The organism is Pseudoalteromonas sp. H103, from assembly GCF_001469205.1.
In the GTDB taxonomy this organism is placed as follows: Bacteria; Pseudomonadota; Gammaproteobacteria; order Enterobacterales; family Alteromonadaceae; genus Pseudoalteromonas; species Pseudoalteromonas carrageenovora.
In genome coordinates, this window is record NZ_LOFG01000021.1 from 177,681 (window position 1) to 196,747 (window position 19,067).

General features: G+C 40.5%; 18 protein-coding genes. 8 read left to right on the forward strand and 10 right to left on the reverse strand.

Annotation, left to right across the window (positions count from 1 at the left end; all coding sequences use genetic code 11):
- The first annotated feature begins 35 nt into the window (after nt 1–35).
- From ATS74_RS19425 to ATS74_RS19450, 5 genes are all read left to right on the forward strand, one after another.
- Nucleotides 36–2,003, forward strand: a complete 1,968-nt coding sequence (locus ATS74_RS19425) for a hypothetical protein (RefSeq protein WP_058550505.1) — start codon at nt 36–38, stop codon at nt 2,001–2,003.
- Nucleotides 2,004–2,074: 71 nt separating this feature from the next.
- The gene (locus tag ATS74_RS19430) at nt 2,075–2,533 is read left to right on the forward strand and encodes a thioredoxin family protein (RefSeq protein ID WP_058550506.1); all 459 of its coding nucleotides are present in this window, start codon (nt 2,075–2,077) and stop codon (nt 2,531–2,533) included.
- A gap of 452 nt (nt 2,534–2,985) precedes the next feature.
- The gene (locus ATS74_RS19440; RefSeq protein ID WP_058550508.1) at nt 2,986–3,681 is read left to right on the forward strand and encodes a hypothetical protein; all 696 of its coding nucleotides are present in this window, start codon (nt 2,986–2,988) and stop codon (nt 3,679–3,681) included.
- Nucleotides 3,678–4,580 carry a hypothetical protein gene (locus tag ATS74_RS19445; protein WP_058550509.1) on the forward strand — a complete coding sequence of 301 codons (903 nt, stop codon included), beginning with the start codon at nt 3,678–3,680 and terminating at the stop codon, nt 4,578–4,580. The genes ATS74_RS19440 and ATS74_RS19445 overlap by 4 nt, the downstream gene beginning before the upstream one ends.
- 102 nt (nt 4,581–4,682) lie before the next feature.
- Nucleotides 4,683–5,135 (forward strand): GNAT family N-acetyltransferase, encoded by a 453-nt coding sequence (locus ATS74_RS19450; RefSeq protein ID WP_058550510.1) that lies wholly within the window; start codon nt 4,683–4,685, stop codon nt 5,133–5,135.
- A 99-nt stretch (nt 5,136–5,234) separates the two neighbouring features.
- Here the strand turns inward: ATS74_RS19450 and ATS74_RS19455 are convergent, their stop codons facing one another.
- Nucleotides 5,235–6,113, reverse strand: a complete 879-nt coding sequence (locus ATS74_RS19455; RefSeq protein WP_058550511.1) for a LysR family transcriptional regulator — start codon at nt 6,111–6,113, stop codon at nt 5,235–5,237.
- A 137-nt stretch (nt 6,114–6,250) separates the two neighbouring features.
- Here ATS74_RS19455 and ATS74_RS19460 point away from each other — a divergent pair, with 137 nt between their 5' ends.
- Nucleotides 6,251–7,327 (forward strand): YeiH family protein, encoded by a 1,077-nt coding sequence (locus tag ATS74_RS19460; protein ID WP_058550512.1) that lies wholly within the window; start codon nt 6,251–6,253, stop codon nt 7,325–7,327.
- Nucleotides 7,328–7,353: 26 nt separating this feature from the next.
- Here the strand turns inward: ATS74_RS19460 and ATS74_RS19465 are convergent, their stop codons facing one another.
- From ATS74_RS19465 to ATS74_RS19480, 4 genes are all read right to left on the reverse strand, one after another.
- A complete protein-coding gene (locus tag ATS74_RS19465; protein WP_058550513.1) occupies nt 7,354–8,661 on the reverse strand; it encodes a DASH family cryptochrome in 1,308 nt (435 codons plus the stop codon).
- A gap of 115 nt (nt 8,662–8,776) precedes the next feature.
- Complete coding sequence (locus ATS74_RS19470; protein WP_054981643.1) at nt 8,777–9,115, reverse strand: hypothetical protein; 339 nt, start codon at nt 9,113–9,115, stop codon at nt 8,777–8,779.
- A 155-nt stretch (nt 9,116–9,270) separates the two neighbouring features.
- The gene (locus ATS74_RS19475) at nt 9,271–9,981 is read right to left on the reverse strand and encodes a winged helix-turn-helix domain-containing protein (RefSeq protein WP_058550514.1); all 711 of its coding nucleotides are present in this window, start codon (nt 9,979–9,981) and stop codon (nt 9,271–9,273) included.
- A 50-nt stretch (nt 9,982–10,031) separates the two neighbouring features.
- Nucleotides 10,032–11,759 carry a DUF885 domain-containing protein gene (locus ATS74_RS19480; RefSeq protein WP_058550515.1) on the reverse strand — a complete coding sequence of 576 codons (1,728 nt, stop codon included), beginning with the start codon at nt 11,757–11,759 and terminating at the stop codon, nt 10,032–10,034.
- Between the two features lie 217 nt (nt 11,760–11,976).
- On the opposite strand from ATS74_RS19480, the gene ATS74_RS19485 reads away from it, so the two are divergent.
- Together ATS74_RS19485 and ATS74_RS19490 are read left to right on the forward strand one after the other, a co-directional pair.
- Nucleotides 11,977–12,564 carry a DUF4202 domain-containing protein gene (locus ATS74_RS19485; protein ID WP_082660707.1) on the forward strand — a complete coding sequence of 196 codons (588 nt, stop codon included), beginning with the start codon at nt 11,977–11,979 and terminating at the stop codon, nt 12,562–12,564.
- Between the two features lie 27 nt (nt 12,565–12,591).
- The gene (locus ATS74_RS19490; protein WP_058550517.1) at nt 12,592–13,095 is read left to right on the forward strand and encodes a TFIIB-type zinc ribbon-containing protein; all 504 of its coding nucleotides are present in this window, start codon (nt 12,592–12,594) and stop codon (nt 13,093–13,095) included.
- A gap of 60 nt (nt 13,096–13,155) precedes the next feature.
- Here the strand turns inward: ATS74_RS19490 and der are convergent, their stop codons facing one another.
- From der to ispG, 5 genes are all read right to left on the reverse strand, one after another.
- Nucleotides 13,156–14,622 (reverse strand): ribosome biogenesis GTPase Der, encoded by a 1,467-nt coding sequence (gene der / locus ATS74_RS19495; protein WP_058550518.1) that lies wholly within the window; start codon nt 14,620–14,622, stop codon nt 13,156–13,158.
- A 74-nt stretch (nt 14,623–14,696) separates the two neighbouring features.
- Entirely contained in the window at nt 14,697–15,875 is a 1,179-nt protein-coding gene (gene bamB, locus ATS74_RS19500; RefSeq protein ID WP_058550519.1) for an outer membrane protein assembly factor BamB, read from the reverse strand.
- Nucleotides 15,876–15,885: 10 nt separating this feature from the next.
- Complete coding sequence (locus ATS74_RS19505; protein ID WP_058550520.1) at nt 15,886–16,506, reverse strand: YfgM family protein; 621 nt, start codon at nt 16,504–16,506, stop codon at nt 15,886–15,888.
- Nucleotides 16,507–16,525: 19 nt separating this feature from the next.
- The gene (gene hisS / locus ATS74_RS19510) at nt 16,526–17,806 is read right to left on the reverse strand and encodes a histidine--tRNA ligase (RefSeq protein ID WP_058550521.1); all 1,281 of its coding nucleotides are present in this window, start codon (nt 17,804–17,806) and stop codon (nt 16,526–16,528) included.
- A 137-nt stretch (nt 17,807–17,943) separates the two neighbouring features.
- A complete protein-coding gene (ispG, locus tag ATS74_RS19515; RefSeq protein ID WP_058550522.1) occupies nt 17,944–19,062 on the reverse strand; it encodes a flavodoxin-dependent (E)-4-hydroxy-3-methylbut-2-enyl-diphosphate synthase in 1,119 nt (372 codons plus the stop codon).
- Nucleotides 19,063–19,067: the final 5 nt, after the last annotated feature.

Here is a 19,067-nt window from a genome sequence, read left to right on the forward strand (position 1 = left end):
CATTACTTAATAGGGTTTAGCGATTAAGGATAATCATGGTTAATAATGCACTTGGCAGCCAGTCTAATTTAAGCATTTTACTTGCCCAATCAGTTAATAACGCTAACCAAACCTCTGTGAGTCCTTCGCTGCTAACCGGTAGCGACCTTCAAGCTATTAATGATTTACAAACTAACGCCCCCAAAATATCCGATGAATTATTAAGCCAGCTAAATAACCACACTATTGATGAAGCACTAGCTAGCAATCAAAAAGTAGGGGATATTTTACAACAGCAACTTACCTCGCTATTTACTATTTCAAGTACGCCTAGCACGCTTAACTATAAACTCTCCGATGAAGAACTCGCCCTGCGCACCGTAATAAGCTCTCAGCATGAGGGGTTATTAAAAAACGAAAACAGTACCCAATTAATTGAGCGATTAAATACGTCGGTTAAAAATATTCAGGGTGCTTATGCTAATACCAGCGATATTTTATCGAGTTTAGGGCAGCTTGGACATGAGCAAAAAACGTTTTTAGCCTCAAGTCAGCAACGTGTTGAGCGCTCACTTAATCCCTACATGGAAAGCCTCAATCGCGCAAAATACGAGGATGACGATAACTACCTGTTTGAGCTCTCGGTAAAAACTAAAGAGGGTGATGTTATAAACATTATCTTTAACTCATCGCAAGGTTATGACGAAGAAACAGGCGAAGCCGTTGATGGCTTTAGCTTAAGTTACGAAGTAAATGGCGATTTATCTGAGGCTGAGCATAAAGCACTTACGCAGGTGCTCAGTGGTGTTGGCGAAATGGCCGATGAATTTTTTAAAGTGAGTGAAAACTCATTTAATCCTCTTATAGTGCCAAACCAAACAGACATGAGTTTAGATTTTTTAGCAGGGTTTAATAGTGAGCAGCTAACAGGCTTTGATGTGTCGTTTTCAACAACGCAAAATAAAGATCTTGATTCGAAAGAGAACACGCTTGATTTAAGTTACTCCATTGATGAAGCATCAAACCAGCAAGCACTTGTGTTTAAAGCCGCAGGTGGGCAAAACGACATTGATTTTGCACTTGATATGTCAACCATTGGCGCTAAAGACACGCAGCAAATGCAGCAGTATTTAGCGTCGCTCGATCAAAGCTTAGAAGATAGCCGAGTAAACAGTACCAAAGACGATAAAGAGTCGGCATTTGGGCGCAAAGGCGACGAAGTAATGCAGCAAGGTTTTGCATTGTTTAAAGGCGCTTTTGCGAGTATGTCGTCAGCGGCTGAGCGTTATAGCAATTTAGAGTCGCTTGCAGATCAGCAATTTAATGACGGGCGCGCTATGGTAGCCGATTTAGTTGATAACATGATTACAAACGATAGCCGTTACCAAGGGCTAGGTAATAAAGCGCCGAATACATTAGGGGCGGGGATTTCTAAGCTCGCTGATTTTGATGCTACATTTTCTTATGCGCTGGATAACGGCGACTATCAACCAAAAAGCAGCATTGAATTAAGCCAAGCAACTGAGCAAAGCCAGTTAGGGGAACTCAGCGGTGTAACGCAGAGTAAAAATGTAAGTAGCCATTTTGATTATCAATACAGTCGCCCTGATTACTACAACAAAGAAGAGAGTTATAACGTAGGGACTGCGGTTAAAAATAAAGAGCTAGTGGGGCTTGATCAGTCTCACGAAGTGGATGTTGATACAAAAATGTATGCGTTTAACCCGCAAACTAACCAATATGAACTGCAAATGGCGATGCAAGAGCAAACAGTTAGTAAAAGCGACATTCGCTTAATTGACGATATTTGGCTCGAAGAAAACGAAAACAGCTACTCTATGCATAAAAAAGAGCGCGATGAGAGTGATGACAAGCAAGATGATTTTATAGAAACAAACCGTCACTCACACACCAAGCTTGTTACCTTAATTGGTGACTTAGATAAGTTAGCCGAGAATAAAGCAGTAAGGCGAGAATATTTAACTAACTTATCGCAAGTTAATTTTTTTATGGATAAAAAGTAACGCCTGAGAGTTATTCACTCCACGCTCAATATTGGGTATAGTCGTTTAATACCTAAATTAAGAGTAACCTCATGTTTAAACAATTAATTTTATTGTGTGCTTTAAGCATGCCGCTTGTAAGCTGCGCTGCTACAGCGCCATTTTCGGGCGAGATAAGTACGCAATCACTGTTAAGCGACTACGACAAATTTAACGAACAATACAAGGCATATACCCCAACAGCACAAGATATAGCCCTAATGCAAAAACTAGAAGGCAAAGAGCTTATTGTATTATTTGGCACCTGGTGCCACGACAGTGAGCGCGAAGTGCCAAAACTCATTAAGTTACTTGATGCATCGAAAGTACAACTTGCAAGCATTGACTATGTGGCCGTGGGTTACAACAAGCAAGACGATGCAGGCATTGCAAAGGCTCACGACTTGCAATACACCCCAACGTTTATTGTTAAGCAAAATGGTAAAGAGTTAGTACGCGTAATTGAAAAGCCAACGGGGTCATTGGCACAAGATTTAACTAAGGGTTTGTAAGGCCTATTCTTATGTTATGGCAATTCAATTAAAAGGATGTATAAAGTTTGGCATTCTTTGATTTGTTGCTAATTATAGCCTGTCATTTAACGTCAATTAGGTAAGCGTTATGTGAGCATCATCCCGCGATTTTATTTATAATTAATATGGATATTTATGAAGTGCAAAAAGTGTAAATCAGGAATTACCTCCCCAATAGTTAAAACGGCAAATCTTAACGGGACTCCAATCGCGTCATCATCTTGCCCAGTGTGCGGTGAAAATTTAGATGGTTCAAAAAGATATTGGGCTTTATTAATTATTTTACTTATCGGCATTGGTGTAGCATCAAGGTATTTTTCTTAATTTTTTTGGTAACTTACACATAACAAACGCACTAGAACGAACTATGCTGTTGTGACTTCATTCAACATTTTAGCCCCTTATGCGGCGTTAAATTTTAAAGGAATTCTATGACGCTGATTGAGTTTGAAGCTCTAGCATCTGAAAAGCTCTCGATAAATAACGAAGAAAGCAGAACAGACTTTCTTCGATTGTTAAATGCTGGATTATTGTCAAAAGTTATTGAAAGCTTATTAGGTAATGAAAGAGAGCTTAACGAAGTAGCAAGCAGATCCTATTATCACAACAACGGCTTTTTAAAGGTTGTTTTAATAGAAAAGCGACCTCAATACTCAGTTAGATTTCACATTTGGCCAGAAGAGTCTTTTCAAGCACCTGACGTTCATAATCATCCTTGGGATATGACGGGGTTACTTTTGAATGGTTCATATGAGTGGCCAATTTATACCTTCAATCAAGCTTTGGGAAGCTGTGAAAGTCTTAATTTATTTGAGTGCCGGTATTTGGAAGATTACTCAGGACATTCGTTCCACAATCTTGATAAGGTTATTTTGAATCAGGTAGATAAAATAAGCTTTCAAGAAGGTGATATTTTTCAATTTCCTCAGACACAATACCATAGTGTAAGAAAAGAAAACTCCCAACCTGCAGAATCAATAGTCATAACTGGTGAGTCTGTCGGGTTAAGTGCAAATGTGATTACAAATAGGAATATGATGTGTAGCTCTATATTTAAAAACTCCCCTGTCGAGAGTGCTTTCTTACAAGATAAATTATCCTCATTTCTAGATCGGAGGCTGTTTTGATCGTTAAAGATATAATAAAAAGTCCCGCAAAATTAAGAGCTTACTTTATTGGTCTAGCAGTGTTTTTAGTATTCATGATTGTTGCTAATTATTACTTGTTACCGGAGGCATTTATTTACTTTGGAGGACAATATGATGGTGCGATTCCTTCATTTATAAATAATTTAATAGCGTTACTTGGTTCAAGCTTGATTGCTTCAGGATTTATATGGTTTTTGACACCCAGTGGACTAGATAGTAGTGATGTGAATGTAATTTCCTCGCATGATATTAAAGATTCTCTTAATTCCATGCTCAATAGAACAGAACGCTTTTCGTACTATGGTCATACGGCTAGGTGGAACAGAGCTGTTACATTCCCCAAAATTCTAGAGCAGGCCAAAGATTTAAGAGTTACTAAGTATATTGATTTGATAATAATCGACCCTGATGATGCAAGTGCTTGTGATCTCTACGCTTCATTCGGGCATGGCGAAAGAAGCAAAGGTAGAAAAATACAGACAGCAACAGATGTAAGAATTGAACTGCTTACAACTTTTTTGTGTTGCCTAGAAATCAATAAATCACCATTTATCGAAATCGGTCTATATGTAACAGATAGGGTTTCAATATCCAGGTATGATATTTCCGATAACGCATTGATGATGACTAAGCCATATCAAGGTGATCCCGCTCTTTATTTTCCTAAAAATACATTCTTTTACTCTTCTTATAAAGAAGAGTTTAATGTCGCCAAGCAGCAATCTAAGAAGATTAATTTGAACATCTCGGAAAAAGATATCAATGTATCGAATCTAAATAAGGTTCTATGCGAGGCGGGTTTTCAGATAGACTATGTTAATAATGAATTTGAGACAGAACTATTAAAAGCATTTGACAAAGTAGAGAGGCCATATTGATTTTACAATCGCATGTTGAAAAACTGCTTTTCCGCTATGCTCCAAACCAGCCGAAAATGCGGCTGTTAAGTTTTTTGGGAGGTTTCGGTGATTGTTAGGAAAATGGATGTGAAGGATATTGAAGCTGTAAGTGCAATTTGTTGTGCTTCGTTTTCTCACTCTATTGCAGACACTTTGTCAGAGGAGGGGAAGGAAACCTTTGCGAATATTGCTGCGAACAATGCTTTTCTTGGTAGAATGAAAGGCGACAACTTAATGTTAGTTTCCGAAAACGATAAGAAAATTGAGGGCATAATTGAGCTAAAGGAAGGTCGTCATATTGCCATGCTTTTTATTAGCCCTGATCGTCAGAAAAAAGGCATTGGCAAAAATCTGCTTTCATCAGCCCTAAAGCATGCAAAGGTTGACACTGTCACTGTGAGTGCGTCTCTGTCTTCAATACCTGCTTACGAGAAGTATGGGTTTGAGTGCAAGGGCGAGGCGAAAGAATCAGCGGGTTTAGTCTATCAACCTATGGAGATAAAGCTTAATGGGGCAAAACAAACAACAAAATAATAGAGTGTAAATATTAAATTAATTCACCACGATTTATCAACGCTTACTATTTGTACATAGGCTACTTTCAGCTCAATTCTAATTTTACTCACATAATCACTATCCACTAAACAGGCTTTTTTCGAATGCTTGCGCAGCATGTGAAGACGGTCTGTCTTTATAATGTAGTTGATACAGTGGCCGAGAGAGTTGCTCGTTATTTTTTTGGCTCAGGCGTGTTAATTTGCCCAGCTGCACTAAATCTTCTGTGACTACATTTGGCAATAAAGCGACCCCCATACCTTGAGCAACGGCCCTAGCTATGGCTTCGTTGCTGCCTAATTGCATACTTTGCTCAGCTTGTACGCCATGTTGTGCTAATAACTTAACCGACATTTCTAAAGTGCCCGAGCCTGGCTCGCGCAGTAGCCAAAACTGCTCGTTTAACCATGCTTTTAAGTCTTTAGTAGGCTTAAAGTTGCTGGGTATAACGACACTCATTAAATCGTTTTGCCAGTGCTTACTTATTATATGCTGCTCGGTAGGTGTGCCTTCAACAAGGGCTAAATCTATAGTGCATTCTAGCAATGCGTGCTCAATTTGCGCGGTATTAGCCACTTGTACTTCTACTTTTATATGCGGGTACTGCGCACAAAATTTGGCTAAATAAGGCGGTAGCCAATAACTGGCAATGGTGGTGCTGGTGCCTATAACTAATGTACCGCGCTTAAGCCCTGTGCGCGATTTTATATCGTCAATAGCGGCTTTTTCGATAGCAAAAATACTGCGGGCGTGATCATACAAAGCTTGACCGCCTTCGCTTAAGGTGAGCTTTTTACCCTTAGATGCGCGCTCAATAAGTTGCATATTTAACTGATGCTCTAGCTCTTTTAGCGCTTTAGAAACAGCGGGCTGGCTTATAAAAAGCGCTTCAGCTGCGCCTGAAAAGCTACCCAATTTAGCCACTGTATAAAACACCCTAAGTGCATGTAAGTTCATTGAACACCCTTAAATTGTATAACTCTAAATTGTATAACCTTAAGTTATCAAATCATGATTTTAATATATTGGAGTTATATTTTGAGCTTTCTTACAATTAAGTCAACACATCAATATGGTTTAAGTGAGGGAATATTATGCTTAGCGCTATTAAAAGTAGTTTTCAGCCTTTGGGTATTAATACTAAGCAATACGGCGATACGCGCTGGTGGTTAGGTATGCTGCTGGTGGTTGTGTTAGCGGGGGTATCTGTTGCATTAAGTAAGTTACCTATAATGCAAAGTGCGCAATTTAGCTCCTTAACAATTGGTATTGTGCTTGGCATTATTGTGGGTAACAGCGTGTTTGCGCGTATTGCTACGCGTACAGATGTAGGCGTTGATTACGCTAAAAGTATATTACTTAAAGCGGGCGTTATTTTATTTGGGTTTAGAATTACTTTTGCGCAAGTAGCGGGTGTAGGCTGGCATGGCCTATTAACCGATGTGGTAATGCTGCTTGGTACGTTTATATTAGCAGTACAGCTAGGTAAGCGCGTTTTTAAGCTTGATGAACAAACAACCATACTAATAGGTGCGGGTAGCTCTATTTGTGGCGCCGCAGCGGTAATGGCAACCGAGCCAGTAATAAAAGCACAAGCGCATAAAGTATCGGTAGCGGTGGCAACGGTTGTGGTGTTTGGCACGTTAAGTATGTTTGCCTACCCAATTATGTTTGAATATATGGGTGTGAGTGAGCATGCGTACGGTATTTTTGTTGGTTCAACCATTCATGAAGTTGCGCAAGTGGTAGCAGCAGGTACTGCGGTAAGTGCCAATGCAGCCGACACCGCCGTGATAGAAAAAATGCTACGCGTAATGATGCTTGCGCCATTTTTAGTAGGCTTATCGTTTTGGCAAAGTAAAAAGCATGCAAACATAAACGCACATGGCGGCGAGCAAAAAGCGGGTATTACAATCCCTTGGTTTGCGGTGTTATTTATAGTGGCAAGTGGCGTGCATTCGTTATCGGTTATTCCGCAAGGTGCTACAAACGCCATTGTATGGTTTGATAATATATTGCTCACCATTGCCATGGTCGCACTTGGGCTGCGTACACATGTTGGCGCTATTCGCCAAGCGGGTATAAAGCCACTGTTATTAGCAGGTTGTTTATTTTTGTTTTTAACCTTAGGTGGCTTTGCCATTAATATAGGCATTGCTCAGCTGTTTTAAATATAACCTGGTGGAGGTAGATTGGCTTAAATAGGCCAGTCTACTTCGTTTAAGTGATCGAGCTGCTGTGTTTTATTACTGTGCCCGTGCCATTTATTGGTATAAATACCATTTGGGTCAAACTGCTGTGTTTGCTTTTGTATATTAAAGTGGCGTCCGCCACGCGGGTCAACCCCTACACCGGCTATGTACTGCCAGTTGCCCCAGTTAGCCGTTACATCGTAATCAATCAATTGCTGCTCAAAATAGGCTGCGCCGTATCGCCAATCAAGGCCAAGCTCGTTTACTAAACAGCTTGCTGTAATTTGCCTTGCTCGGTTTGAAATGTAACCCGTAGTGTTTAGTTCTTCCATAATGGCATTTACAAGCGGGTAAGGCGTTGTGCCGTTACACCAAGCAGCAAAGCGTGTAGGTGTAAAAGTAGTAAGCGGTTTAGTTTGTTTTTGCCCTTTAAAGCTAAACAGGCTGTTACCTGCTTTAAGTGCGTGCCATTTAAAATACTCTCGCCATAGCAATTCAAATTTAATCCAGTAAGTAGACTCGTTTGCCGTGTTGCTTTGTTCGTAATCTTCTACGGCTTTATATACTTGTTTTGCACTTAAACAACCAAAGGCAAGCCAAGTACTAAATTTGGTGGTGTTGTTAAAGCCATCAAGCTCGTTGCGAGTCGTTTTATAAGTACTTGGCATAGCGCCTGCAAAATACTGTTTTAAATGAGCTTGCGCGTTGTTAAGCCCGCCATGCATTACGCCTTTATTTGTTATACGTTCTATAGGTTTTTTTGCGCATAAAGTTATTGGCTTAGGCAGCAAGCCGTTTGGCAAAGTTGTTGGTGTAATAGGGCTATTAGCGGCCTCTACCTTTTTACGAAAAGGGGTAAAGTGTTTGGGTAATTCGCTTAAATCAAAGGGGAGGTCACTTTGCTTAAAGAGCGTGTCTTGCTGCGACCCTGTAAATTGTGTATTGGGGCAATGTGCTTTGAGTAAGTTTATTTGGCGTTGTTCGTACAGGCCAAATTGCTCACTGTATACCACTTCATCAATATTTTGCTCATTTATACGCGCTTTTAAAAGCGATACGGGTTCGCCTTCAAGCACATGTAGCGTTTGCCCACGCTCAATAAGTGCTTGTTGTAGCTCGTACAAGCTTTGCATTAAAAACTGCTGCTTATGTTTACCGTAGGGTTTTTGTTGGTAATTATTATTTTTAAACCAGTGCGGGTTTATAACAAATACAACATCAAGCGCGCACTGCCTAGTAGCAAGGTCACTAAAAACTGGGTTATCGGTTAGGCGTAAATCGTTTTGTAGCCAATATAAAATGCGTTTGCTCATACTTATGCTCTGGTCTTTGTAATCATTAAGTTTACGAAGCAAAAGCGGGTAGGGATTGATTTTCACTTGTATTTAATTAAGAAAGGATGAGCAAGTGTGACTTGCTCATCTAGGTTTACTTAAGAGATTGAGTGGCTTGGCGTATATTTTCAGATATATAGGCAATTAAATAAACAAAAACAGTGAGTGGTAAACCAAATATAAATAAGGCAATTTTGTACTTATTAGCAACAGTTGATTTAGGTAATGTAATTGCAAAGCAAACGCTCATGGCTAACCAAAATAAAGCTAAAAGTGGTGATATGTTTGATTGAGGGTTAGATAAATCACAAGTGCCAAATGAAATACTGGCAATAGATGCGTTACCTATTTCTATACACTCGTTGCTGTTAATAAGGCTTAATGTAATTACTGTTATGATTAATACTAGTAATAGAGGTAATAAGTGTTTCATATTTTCTTCCTTAATTATTTAATTTTATGGGTCGCTCTATAGCGCCTAAACAAATTAAAACGATTGGCAAAAAATAACGATAACAAAGCCATTAACTAGTTATTATAAAGTTATAACCATGGTATTACCTTGGTTATAACTTTTATAAGTCATTACTATTCAATAGGTTGTGTTTTTACTTCAGCTATAAGCTGATAACCTCGTTTCATTACAGATTTTATATATGTGGGGTTTTTTGTGTCGTTATCGTTAAGGGTCACACGTAGTTCGCTAATAACTCGCCTAACTGCGGTGTCGGTTACAATTTGATTCTCCCATACATTATTGTGTAACTCTTCAAGGCTAACTATTCTTGGTTGTTGTTCTATTAAATAGCTAAGTACCTGCATGCATTTGGGCTCTAATGTGTAGGGGTTATCTTCTTTAATTAAAGACTGCTGCATGCTGTCAAAAGTGTACTCACCAATTATTAGCTGATTAATACTCGGTTTTTCAATAACAGCTTTTGAGTCATCAGGGTTAGGCTGAGCTGTTTTGGCTGAAGAAGTAGTTGCAGATTTTTGATAAACCCGAAATACCACCATCCCAGTTAAATTCATTAATAGTACTAACGGGCTCAGTGGGAACGCACATAGGAAAAGTAAATATTTAAACCCCACGTGTATATTTGGCTTATTAAGCATTTGCCCAAATAACACATTTAAAAGCATCCATATAACAAAATAAGGCGTAAGGGAAATTGAATCAGTTTGCTCCCCACAAACGCCATATTTTACTCCCTCTATGTAGTTTGATGCGTCTAAACAAAACGCAGTAGCTTGGCTGCTAAATAAAATGAGTGATATAAAAATAAGTAGGTGTTTCATTAAAAAGTCCGTTTAGAAAGAGGCGGAAAATAATACCGCCTTCATTAATGTTAAATAGCCGATTTTTGTTGTGCTATCCAATCGTTTATAACGTCTTCAAGCACTGCCATAGGCAATGAGCCTTGGCCAATAACGGTGTCGTGAAAGCTGCGTATGTCAAATTGTGGGCCGAGTTCTTTTTCGGCTTTTGCACGCAGTTCGCGTATTTTTAGCTCGCCCATTTTGTACGAAAGCGCTTGGCCTGGCCATGAAATATAACGATCTATCTGATCTTCCACTGCGCTTTGTGGTAAGGCAGTGTGACTGGCTAGGTAATCAATTGCTTTTTGGCGGCTCCAGCCAAATGCATGAATACCGGTATCAACCACTAAGCGTACTGCACGCCACATTTCGTAACCTAAACGGCCAAAATCACTGTACGGGCTTTGATAAAAACCAGCTTCTTTGCCTAAGCGTTCTGTGTATAGTGCCCAACCTTCGCCAAATGCAGAGTGGCTAAGTGTGCGTCTAAATTCGGGTACATCTAACTCCATAGCAATGGCGTTTTGTAAGTGATGCCCAGGGATTGCTTCATGCAAGCTAAGTGCTTCTAAATTATATAAAGGCTGCAGTTTAGGTGTTGAGGCTAAAAAGTAAGTACCAGGGGAACGGTTATCGGCCGGTGGCATATAAAATGCGCCGCGACTCGCTGAGCCTTTTATAGTAAAGGTATTACGCGGTAAATGGCCAAAGTAGGTTGGTAACTTGCCATACATTTTTTGCGTAATAAAGGCTGTTTTTTCAAGCAGGTCTTGCGCGTCTTTTGCGTAAAATTGCTCATCGGTTGCTAAAAATTCTAAAAACTCACTATAGGTGCCATCAAATTCTACTTCATCAATAATGCTTTGCATTTGCGCTTTAATACGCGCGACTTCTTTAAGGCCTAGTTCGTGAATTTTTTTAGGTGTGGCGTTTGTTGTGGTGTAGTAATTAACCGTATACTTGTAGTAATCAAGCCCGCCTTTAACGCTTGCAATACCCGGCTGCGCTCTACAATGGGGCATATAGTCATTTTTAAAAAAGTCGTAAAAATGCTGATAGGCAGGAATTACTTTTTTTTCAATTACGGCTTTTGCTTTTTGTTTTAAATTTGCTTTTTGCGATGCACTAAAGGTATTAGGTATACGGGTAAAGGGTTCGTAAAGGGCGCTATTTTCGGGGTTGTTAACTATGTGCGCGCTAATGCTTTGGCTGTAATTTTCAAAGGTTTTACAATAATGAGTAAAGCCTGTTTTTATACCTTCTTTCATTAAATCAATATTTTGCTGATTAAAGTGCGGGTAGTCGGCAAGGCTGATTAAAAATGCGTTGTAATCATCAACTGTTAAAAAAGCCATGTTAGCCGGCGCTTCGGCAAAGTAAGTATGCCAGCCACTTAAAAAATTTACCGGAAAATACTTATCTTGATAAAGATAGCTTTGCTGCTCGGTTTCTCGCTCATATTTAAATAAGCGGTAGTTCATTAGCTGCTCGTTGTTGAGCGTTTTTGGGTCAATATTGGCTAAGCTTTTTAGTACGCTGTTGTTATAAGCTTGGCGCTTAGCAATGGCTTGCTCGCTCCAATTTGGTAATGTGCCGTTTGGTTTCCAACCGTCTGGATCGGTACGAAAAAATATTTTTTCAGCTTTGGCGTTTTGCCAGTGGTTATCAATAATTGTTTTTAAATCGCTGTTGCCGTCGGCAAGGCATGATAGCGAGGTGGCTGCTAAGCAAATAGCTAAAATACGTTTTTTAAACATAGTCATCCATTATTGGCGAGTTAGTCGCGCTTTTTTATTTTAATTTGTGCTCAATATAGTACCAAGTTAACTTTATTAATGCGCTTAATTTTATAACCTGTATTAATTGGCTTTACTTTTTGATTGAACAAATTTCACCGCTGAAGTGAGTGGGGCACTAGTTTATTGTTTTACCAGCGTTTAGAATGATTAAAACTAATTACAATAAATGACCGTCATGTTTAATAAAGTAATAACGCTGATTGATGAAGCTAATAACCAAGACCCGAATACTGAGCAGCACAATGGAGAAAGTTTTCCAAAAGAGTATTTATACTCACAGCGTATGAGCGAAATGCTAACTCGCTTTAAGCCTGATACCGATGAACTCATGCAAATTGCAGTGCGTGCGCAACATATTCAGCGTTGGAAGTCGCCACGTAGCGACTTTGAAATGAACAAACAGGGTTATCATCAATGGCGTAGTGCTCTTTATATATTTCATGCAAGTAGTGTTGTAGCGCTTATGCAGCAAGCAGGGTACAGCGAGGCTGAGCAAAACAGAGTGTACGATGCAGTCGCTAAAAAAAATATTAAACGTAACCCAGATAGCCAATTAGTAGAAGATGTAGCAAGCCTAGTATTTATTGAGCATTACATGCTTGGGTTTGCCAATGCAAAACCAGATTACAATGAAGAGAAATGGATAGGGATTATTCGCCGTACATGGCAAAAAATGTCACATGACGCGCATGAGTTTGTACTTGCAGGTAATATTACATTGCCAGCGCCGCTTGTTGGGCTTATTCATAAAGCGCTTGAGTAAAAGAACATAAATAAAAAGGAATTTTAAATGTATTGTCCTCGTAGTAATACGCCACTTGAACCTTTACTTGTTGGCGGCATTACTGTTTTTACGTCAGCGCAAGGCGGCGTATTTTTTGATAACAGCCAAATTTTTAAGTTTAGCTCTCCAGAGTTAAAGCATGGTCAGGTATTACTTAAGTATTTGAGTAATTACATTGAAGGTGAGGGCGATGTATCATCGCGAGTAAATTGCCCAAAGTGCGCAAGCATAGTGATGATGCGCCGGTATTTTTCACCGCTCAAAGTAGTTGAGATAGACGAGTGCCCGGGTTGTGCAGGAATATGGCTTGATAGTGGTGAGCTGGCAAAAATACACGAAAACCATTTAACACCCAAAGAGAGAAAGTTGTTAGCCCATGAAATGGCCACCAACCATGGGTTTGTATCTATTAAGCCACCAAAATCAAAGTATTATCCTAAAGCGCCTACAAATGTTCAAGGCACCACAGTTGAACGGCTGGTGCAATTGGCATTACTTAATTTTGAGTAATAAAAAACGGCGTACTAACAAGTACGCCGTTTTTTTGTAATAAATTAACGCTTATGCGGTTTATTTATTACGATTTTCTTTTGCAAAGGCACGTATTTTACGTTTTTGCGAAAGGGTTACTTTATTAGTACGCCCTGCAAATGGGTTATCACCTTCTCTAAATTCAATTTTGATTGGGGTGCCCATAATTTTAAGTGCTTTACGGTAGTAGTTCATAAGGTAGCGTTTGTAGCTATCTGGTAAATCGTGAACTTGGTTACCATGAATTACGATACGTGGCGGGTTATAACCACCGGCATGCGCATATTTAAGCTTAACACGACGACCACGAACAAGTGGCGGCTGGTGATCGGCCTGTGCCATGTCCATAATACGGCGAAGCATTGCGGTACTAATACGCTTAGTTGCTGACTCGTACGCTTCATCAACCGACTCAAATAAGTGGCCAACACCTGTACCATGAAGTGCAGATATAAAGTGCAAGCGTGCAAAGTCAATAAAGCCTAAACGGCGATCAAGCTCTGTTTTAATACGGTCTTTAACGTAATCATCAAGCCCATCCCATTTGTTCACGGCAATAACCAATGAACGACCTGAGTTAAGCGCAAAACCTAATAAACTTAAATCTTGATCAGAAATACCATCGCGAGCATCAACAACAAGTAGTACAACGTTTGCGTCTTCAATCGCTTGAAGTGTTTTAATTACTGAAAACTTTTCAACTACGTCGCTTACTTTTTTACGCTTACGAACACCTGCGGTATCTATTAAAATATATTCTTTGTCGTTACGAGTCATCGGAATATAAATAGAGTCGCGGGTTGTGCCTGGCATATCGTATACAATTACACGTTCTTCACCGAGTATACGGTTTGTAAGTGTTGACTTACCTACGTTAGGGCGGCCGATAATAGCCAGTTTTACAGGTTTATCTGCAAATGCTTGATGGTCTGTATCGTCGCCTTCACCTTCTTGATAAAGGTCAATTAGGCTTTCGTCATCGTCTGTTACATCTTCGTCTTGTGCAGCTAGTTCAGCAATTACTGGCTGAAGAGTTTGCTCAAGTAGTAATGTAATACCACGGCCATGTGCAGCAGCAATATGGTGTATTTCACCTAATGATAACTGGTAAAACTCAGCACAGTTTGAGTCTGCATCAATACCATCGGTTTTGTTAGCAACAACAAAGCTCTTTTTCTCTTGCTTGCGCAAGTGATTAGCAATGGCTTGGTCAGCTACGGTCATGCCCACGCGGGCATCAACCAAAAACAACACTATATCGGCTTCTTCAATGGCGAGTAATGACTGATCAGCCATTTCTGTTTCAATGCCTTCCTCAGAGCCATCAATACCACCCGTGTCTACCACGATAAATTCAAAGCCATCGTAATTAGCTTGGCCATATTTTCTATCTCGTGTTAAACCTGGAAAATCGGCTACGAGCGCATCACGAGTACGTGTTAAACGGTTAAATAATGTGGATTTGCCCACATTGGGTCGCCCAACTAGAGCGATCACGGGAAGCATAAACTACCTCTTTAAAAAACAACAAAAGGCTTCGCAGTGCGAAGCCTTACAAAAAACCTTTAAGTGTTAGCTAGTTAGTTAGGTATGTTTACCACACTAACTTCACCATCACGGGTGTATAAAATTAGCTTGTCGTCGGCAACAACTGGCTCAACAAAAAAGCCTGAGCTGTCAAAGTCTTCGCGAGATACTAACTCGCCAGTTTCTTTGTTAAGCCAATGTAGGTTACCTTCTTGGTCACCTAAAGCTAAGTGGTTACCTGCAACTGCAGGACCTGTTAGGTACCAACCACGTAGAGCGGGTTGGCTCCAACGTTCAATACCTGAATTTTTATCTAATGCGTAAATTACACCATCGCTATCGACTAAATAGATAGTTTGTGAATCCATCGCAATTTCGCGGTAGCTGCTGTATTCACGTTTCCATACAACATTACCAGAGCGAATATCAACTGCAGCTAGGTTACCGTTGTAGGCAATTGCGTAGGCGTATGGGCCGCTAATAAGTGGCTGAGTATCTACGTCAACAAGGCGTTCAAATTCTGATGCACCTTTAGCAACCGCAATTTCTGCGCTCCATGCTGAGTAACCACTGTCTGAAATTAATACGCTTAGCTTGCCTGTTTCAAGGCCTACTAATACACCACCGTTTGCAACAGTTGGTGAGCTTTGGCCGCGTAAAGTAAGTGGTGGAACTTCTTGTTCAAAGCTCCAACGCTCTTCGCCAGTATCTGGGTGAAGGGCTAACAATTTACCAGAGCCTAAATTTACAAAAATTAGGCCATCACCTGCTATTGGTTTAGACAGGGATTCGCCTGGTACTTGTTTACGCCAAACTTCTTTACCGGTTTCGCGGTCAAGGGCAATAATAAAGCCATGTTCAGAACCTATGTATATTTTACCATAGGCTTGCAAAATACCCCCTGATAATTTTGCAGTTCCGTTGTCGCTCCAAGGCCAGATAGATAAATCTTGGCGTACATCGGTTTCCCATTTAACATCGCCATTAGCTAGTGATAACGCTTCTACTTGGCCTTCGCGGCTGGCAACAAAAATAGTATCTTTATATACCGCTGGCGATAAACGAGAGAAATAATGCTCAACGCCATCACCCACTGATTCTTGCCAAACTACGTCTGTTTCAAATTGATTTACAATTTCAGGTAGTACTAGTTCGTCTTCATCATCGCTTGATGAGCAACCCATTAATGTTGCCATACATAAGGCAAGCGTTGCTGTAGTTATTTTTCTCATACCTAAAACCTTATGCCGCTGGGCTAGTTACTGCTAGGTCATCTAACTTAATTTGTAAAAGTGGGTTACCTGTTAATCCACCTGCATCTACTGCAGCTTGATACGCAGTACGAGCTTGTTCTTCATTACCTTGCTCTGTGTAAATATCGCCTTTAAGCTCGGCAACGTTTGCATCAAATGCTTCGGGTAATGGTGCATTTAGTGTAGATAATGCATCGTCATATTTAGTTTGAGCAATTTGAATACGCGCTAAACGAGTAATAGCAATTGCTTTTAACTCTGTGTTTTCAACGTTTGATACTATCCAGCTTAATTTTTCGCTAGCAACATCTAACTTTTGCGCTTCTACAGCATCTTTAGCTGCTACAAATGCAGCTAAAGTTGCGTAGTTTGTATCTTTGTTTTCGCTAATAAATGTATCTGCAGATGATAAAACATCATCACTTTCAACAAGCTTAGTGTATGAATCAGACGCTTGCTCAGCGGTAGTAATTTGGTTTTGGTTATATGCTTTCCAGCCATATAAACCGCCTAAACCAACAATTACACCTAGCGCAAGTGAAAGGCCGTTTTCACGGAAAAAGCGCTTAATGGCTTCTGCTTGTTGTTCTTCTGTTGAATAAATATCCATTCTTACCTCTAATGTTCGCTTAGCCGTTTATAAGCTCAGCTAGTAGCGCTTTAGCTTGTTCTAATTCTAATGTGACTTGTTCTTTACGCTCGCGTAAATATTTTATGGTCACAACGCCTTTTTCTAATTCATCTTCACCAATAATCACTGCAACAAGTGCATCGCTTTTATCAGCACGTTTTAATTGTTTTTTAAAGTTGCCGCCGCCAGCATGAACCATAACGCGTAAACCTGGTACGTCGCTACGCAGTTGCGCTGCTATAGCAGGTGCTTGAATGCTGGCTTTGTCGCCCATTGCAGCTAAATATACATCAGCATTACGACGAATGTCACCTACGCACTCAAGTGCTTGTAGTAACAATACTAAGCGCTCTAGACCCATAGCAAAACCAACTGCGGGCGTTGCTTTACCGCCAAGTTGCTCAACTAAGCCATCGTAGCGTCCGCCAGCACACACTGTACCTTGTGCACCTAGGCTATCTGTCACCCATTCAAAAACTGTACGGTTGTAGTAGTCTAAACCACGTACTAACTTTTCATTAACCGTGTATATGACGCCAGCTGCGTCTAAACGTTCACATAAATTTTCAAAATGTTCTTTTGATTCAGCATCTAAATGCTCAGACAATTTAGGCGCATCAACTAAGATTGCTTGAACGTCTGGGTTTTTGCTATCAAGTACACGTAACGGGTTTGAATACATACGGCGTTTTGAATCTTCATCAAGCACGTCAGTATGTTGTTCAAGGTAGGCCACTAATGCATCGCGGTAATCGGCGCGCGCTTCGTTAGAACCTAAAGAGTTAAGTTCTAAACGAACGTGTTCACTAATACCAAACGCTTTCCATAATTGCGCCGTTAATAAAATAACTTCTGCATCTATGTCGGCTGTGGAAATACCAAATGTTTCTAAACCAAATTGGTGAAACTGGCGGTAACGACCTTTTTGCGGGCGTTCATGACGAAACATTGGACCCATGTACCATAGGCGCTGCTCTTGGTTGTACAGTAAGCCATTTTGGTTACCTGCACGTACACACACTGCAGTGCCTTCTGGGCGAAGTGTTAGCAAATCGCCATTGCGATCGGCAAAGGTGTACATTTCTTTTTCTACTATATCGGTAACTTCACCAATAGAGCGTTTAAATAGATCGGTTGATTCTACAATAGGAAAACGAATTTCTTGATAACCGAACGAAGCTACTGTCTCGCGTAAAATGTTTTCTACTTTCTGCCAAACTTGCGTGTCGCCCGGCAGACAATCGTTCATACCGCGAACTGCCTGAATTTGTTTTGCCACTGATAAATCCTAATTACTGTTTATGTGTAATAAAAAAATGCTTACACAACAAGAATGCTAAAAATTGACCCGCTATTATAGCGTTCTGGCTATAAAGGTAAACGCCAAACACCGCTGTTTGGCGCTTTATGCGGTATTTATTCGACGATTTTAACGTCGATAGGTGTTTGCTGCTCTTTTTGAGCAATAAAGTCGCGCACGTAGCCTTCAAGTTGGTCAACAATGTTATTGTTATCTATACGTGCTTTTTGGCGTTCGCCATTAATGTATAAACCTGAGCGACGGTTTGCACCTGCAAGGCCAATATCACTAACAAGGGCTTCGCCTGGGCCGTTTACAACACAGCCAATTACCGAAACCGATACCGGTTCAATAATATCCTCTAGGCGTTCTTCAAGTTGGTTCATGGTGCTTACTACATCAAATTCTTGGCGTGAGCAGCTAGGGCAAGCAATAAAGTTAATACCGCGTGAGCGTATACGCAGCGATTTTAAAATATCAAAACCTACTTTTATTTCTTGCACTGGGTCGGCAGCAAGCGATACACGTAGCGTATCACCAATGCCTTCAGCAAGTAACATACCCAAGCCAACAGCCGATTTAACCGAGCCTGAGCGCATGCCGCCAGCTTCAGTGATCCCTAAGTGCAGTGGCTGATCTATTTCTTTAGCAAGTAAACGATACGCGCCTACCGCTAAAAATACATCTGACGCTTTTACAGATATTTTAAATTGATCAAAATCAAGGCGACGTAATATGTCTACATGGCGCATTGCTGATTCGAGTAATGCCTCTGGTGTTGGCTCGCCATATTTTTCTTGTAAGTCGCGCTCAAGTGAGCCACCGTTTACACCAATACGAATAGGAATGTTATGTTCGCGTGCTGAGTCAACTACGGCTCTAATACGCTCTTCGCTACCAATGTTACCTGGGTTTATGCGCAAACAATCTACGCCATATTTTGCCACTTTTAAGGCTATGCGGTAATCAAAGTGAATATCGGCAACAAGCGGAATACTTACTTGCTCTTTTATACTTTTGAACGCTTCAGCTGCATCCATAGTTGGCACTGATACTCGAACTATGTCGGCACCGGCATCTTGTATAGCTTGAATTTGTGCAACGGTTGCATCAACGTCCATGGTGTCGGTGTTGGTCATCGATTGCACTGCAATAGGGGCACCATCACCAATAGGTACGTTGCCTACATTAATGCGGGTTGATTTTCTGCGTTTAATTGGAGATTCTGAAAACATAGCGA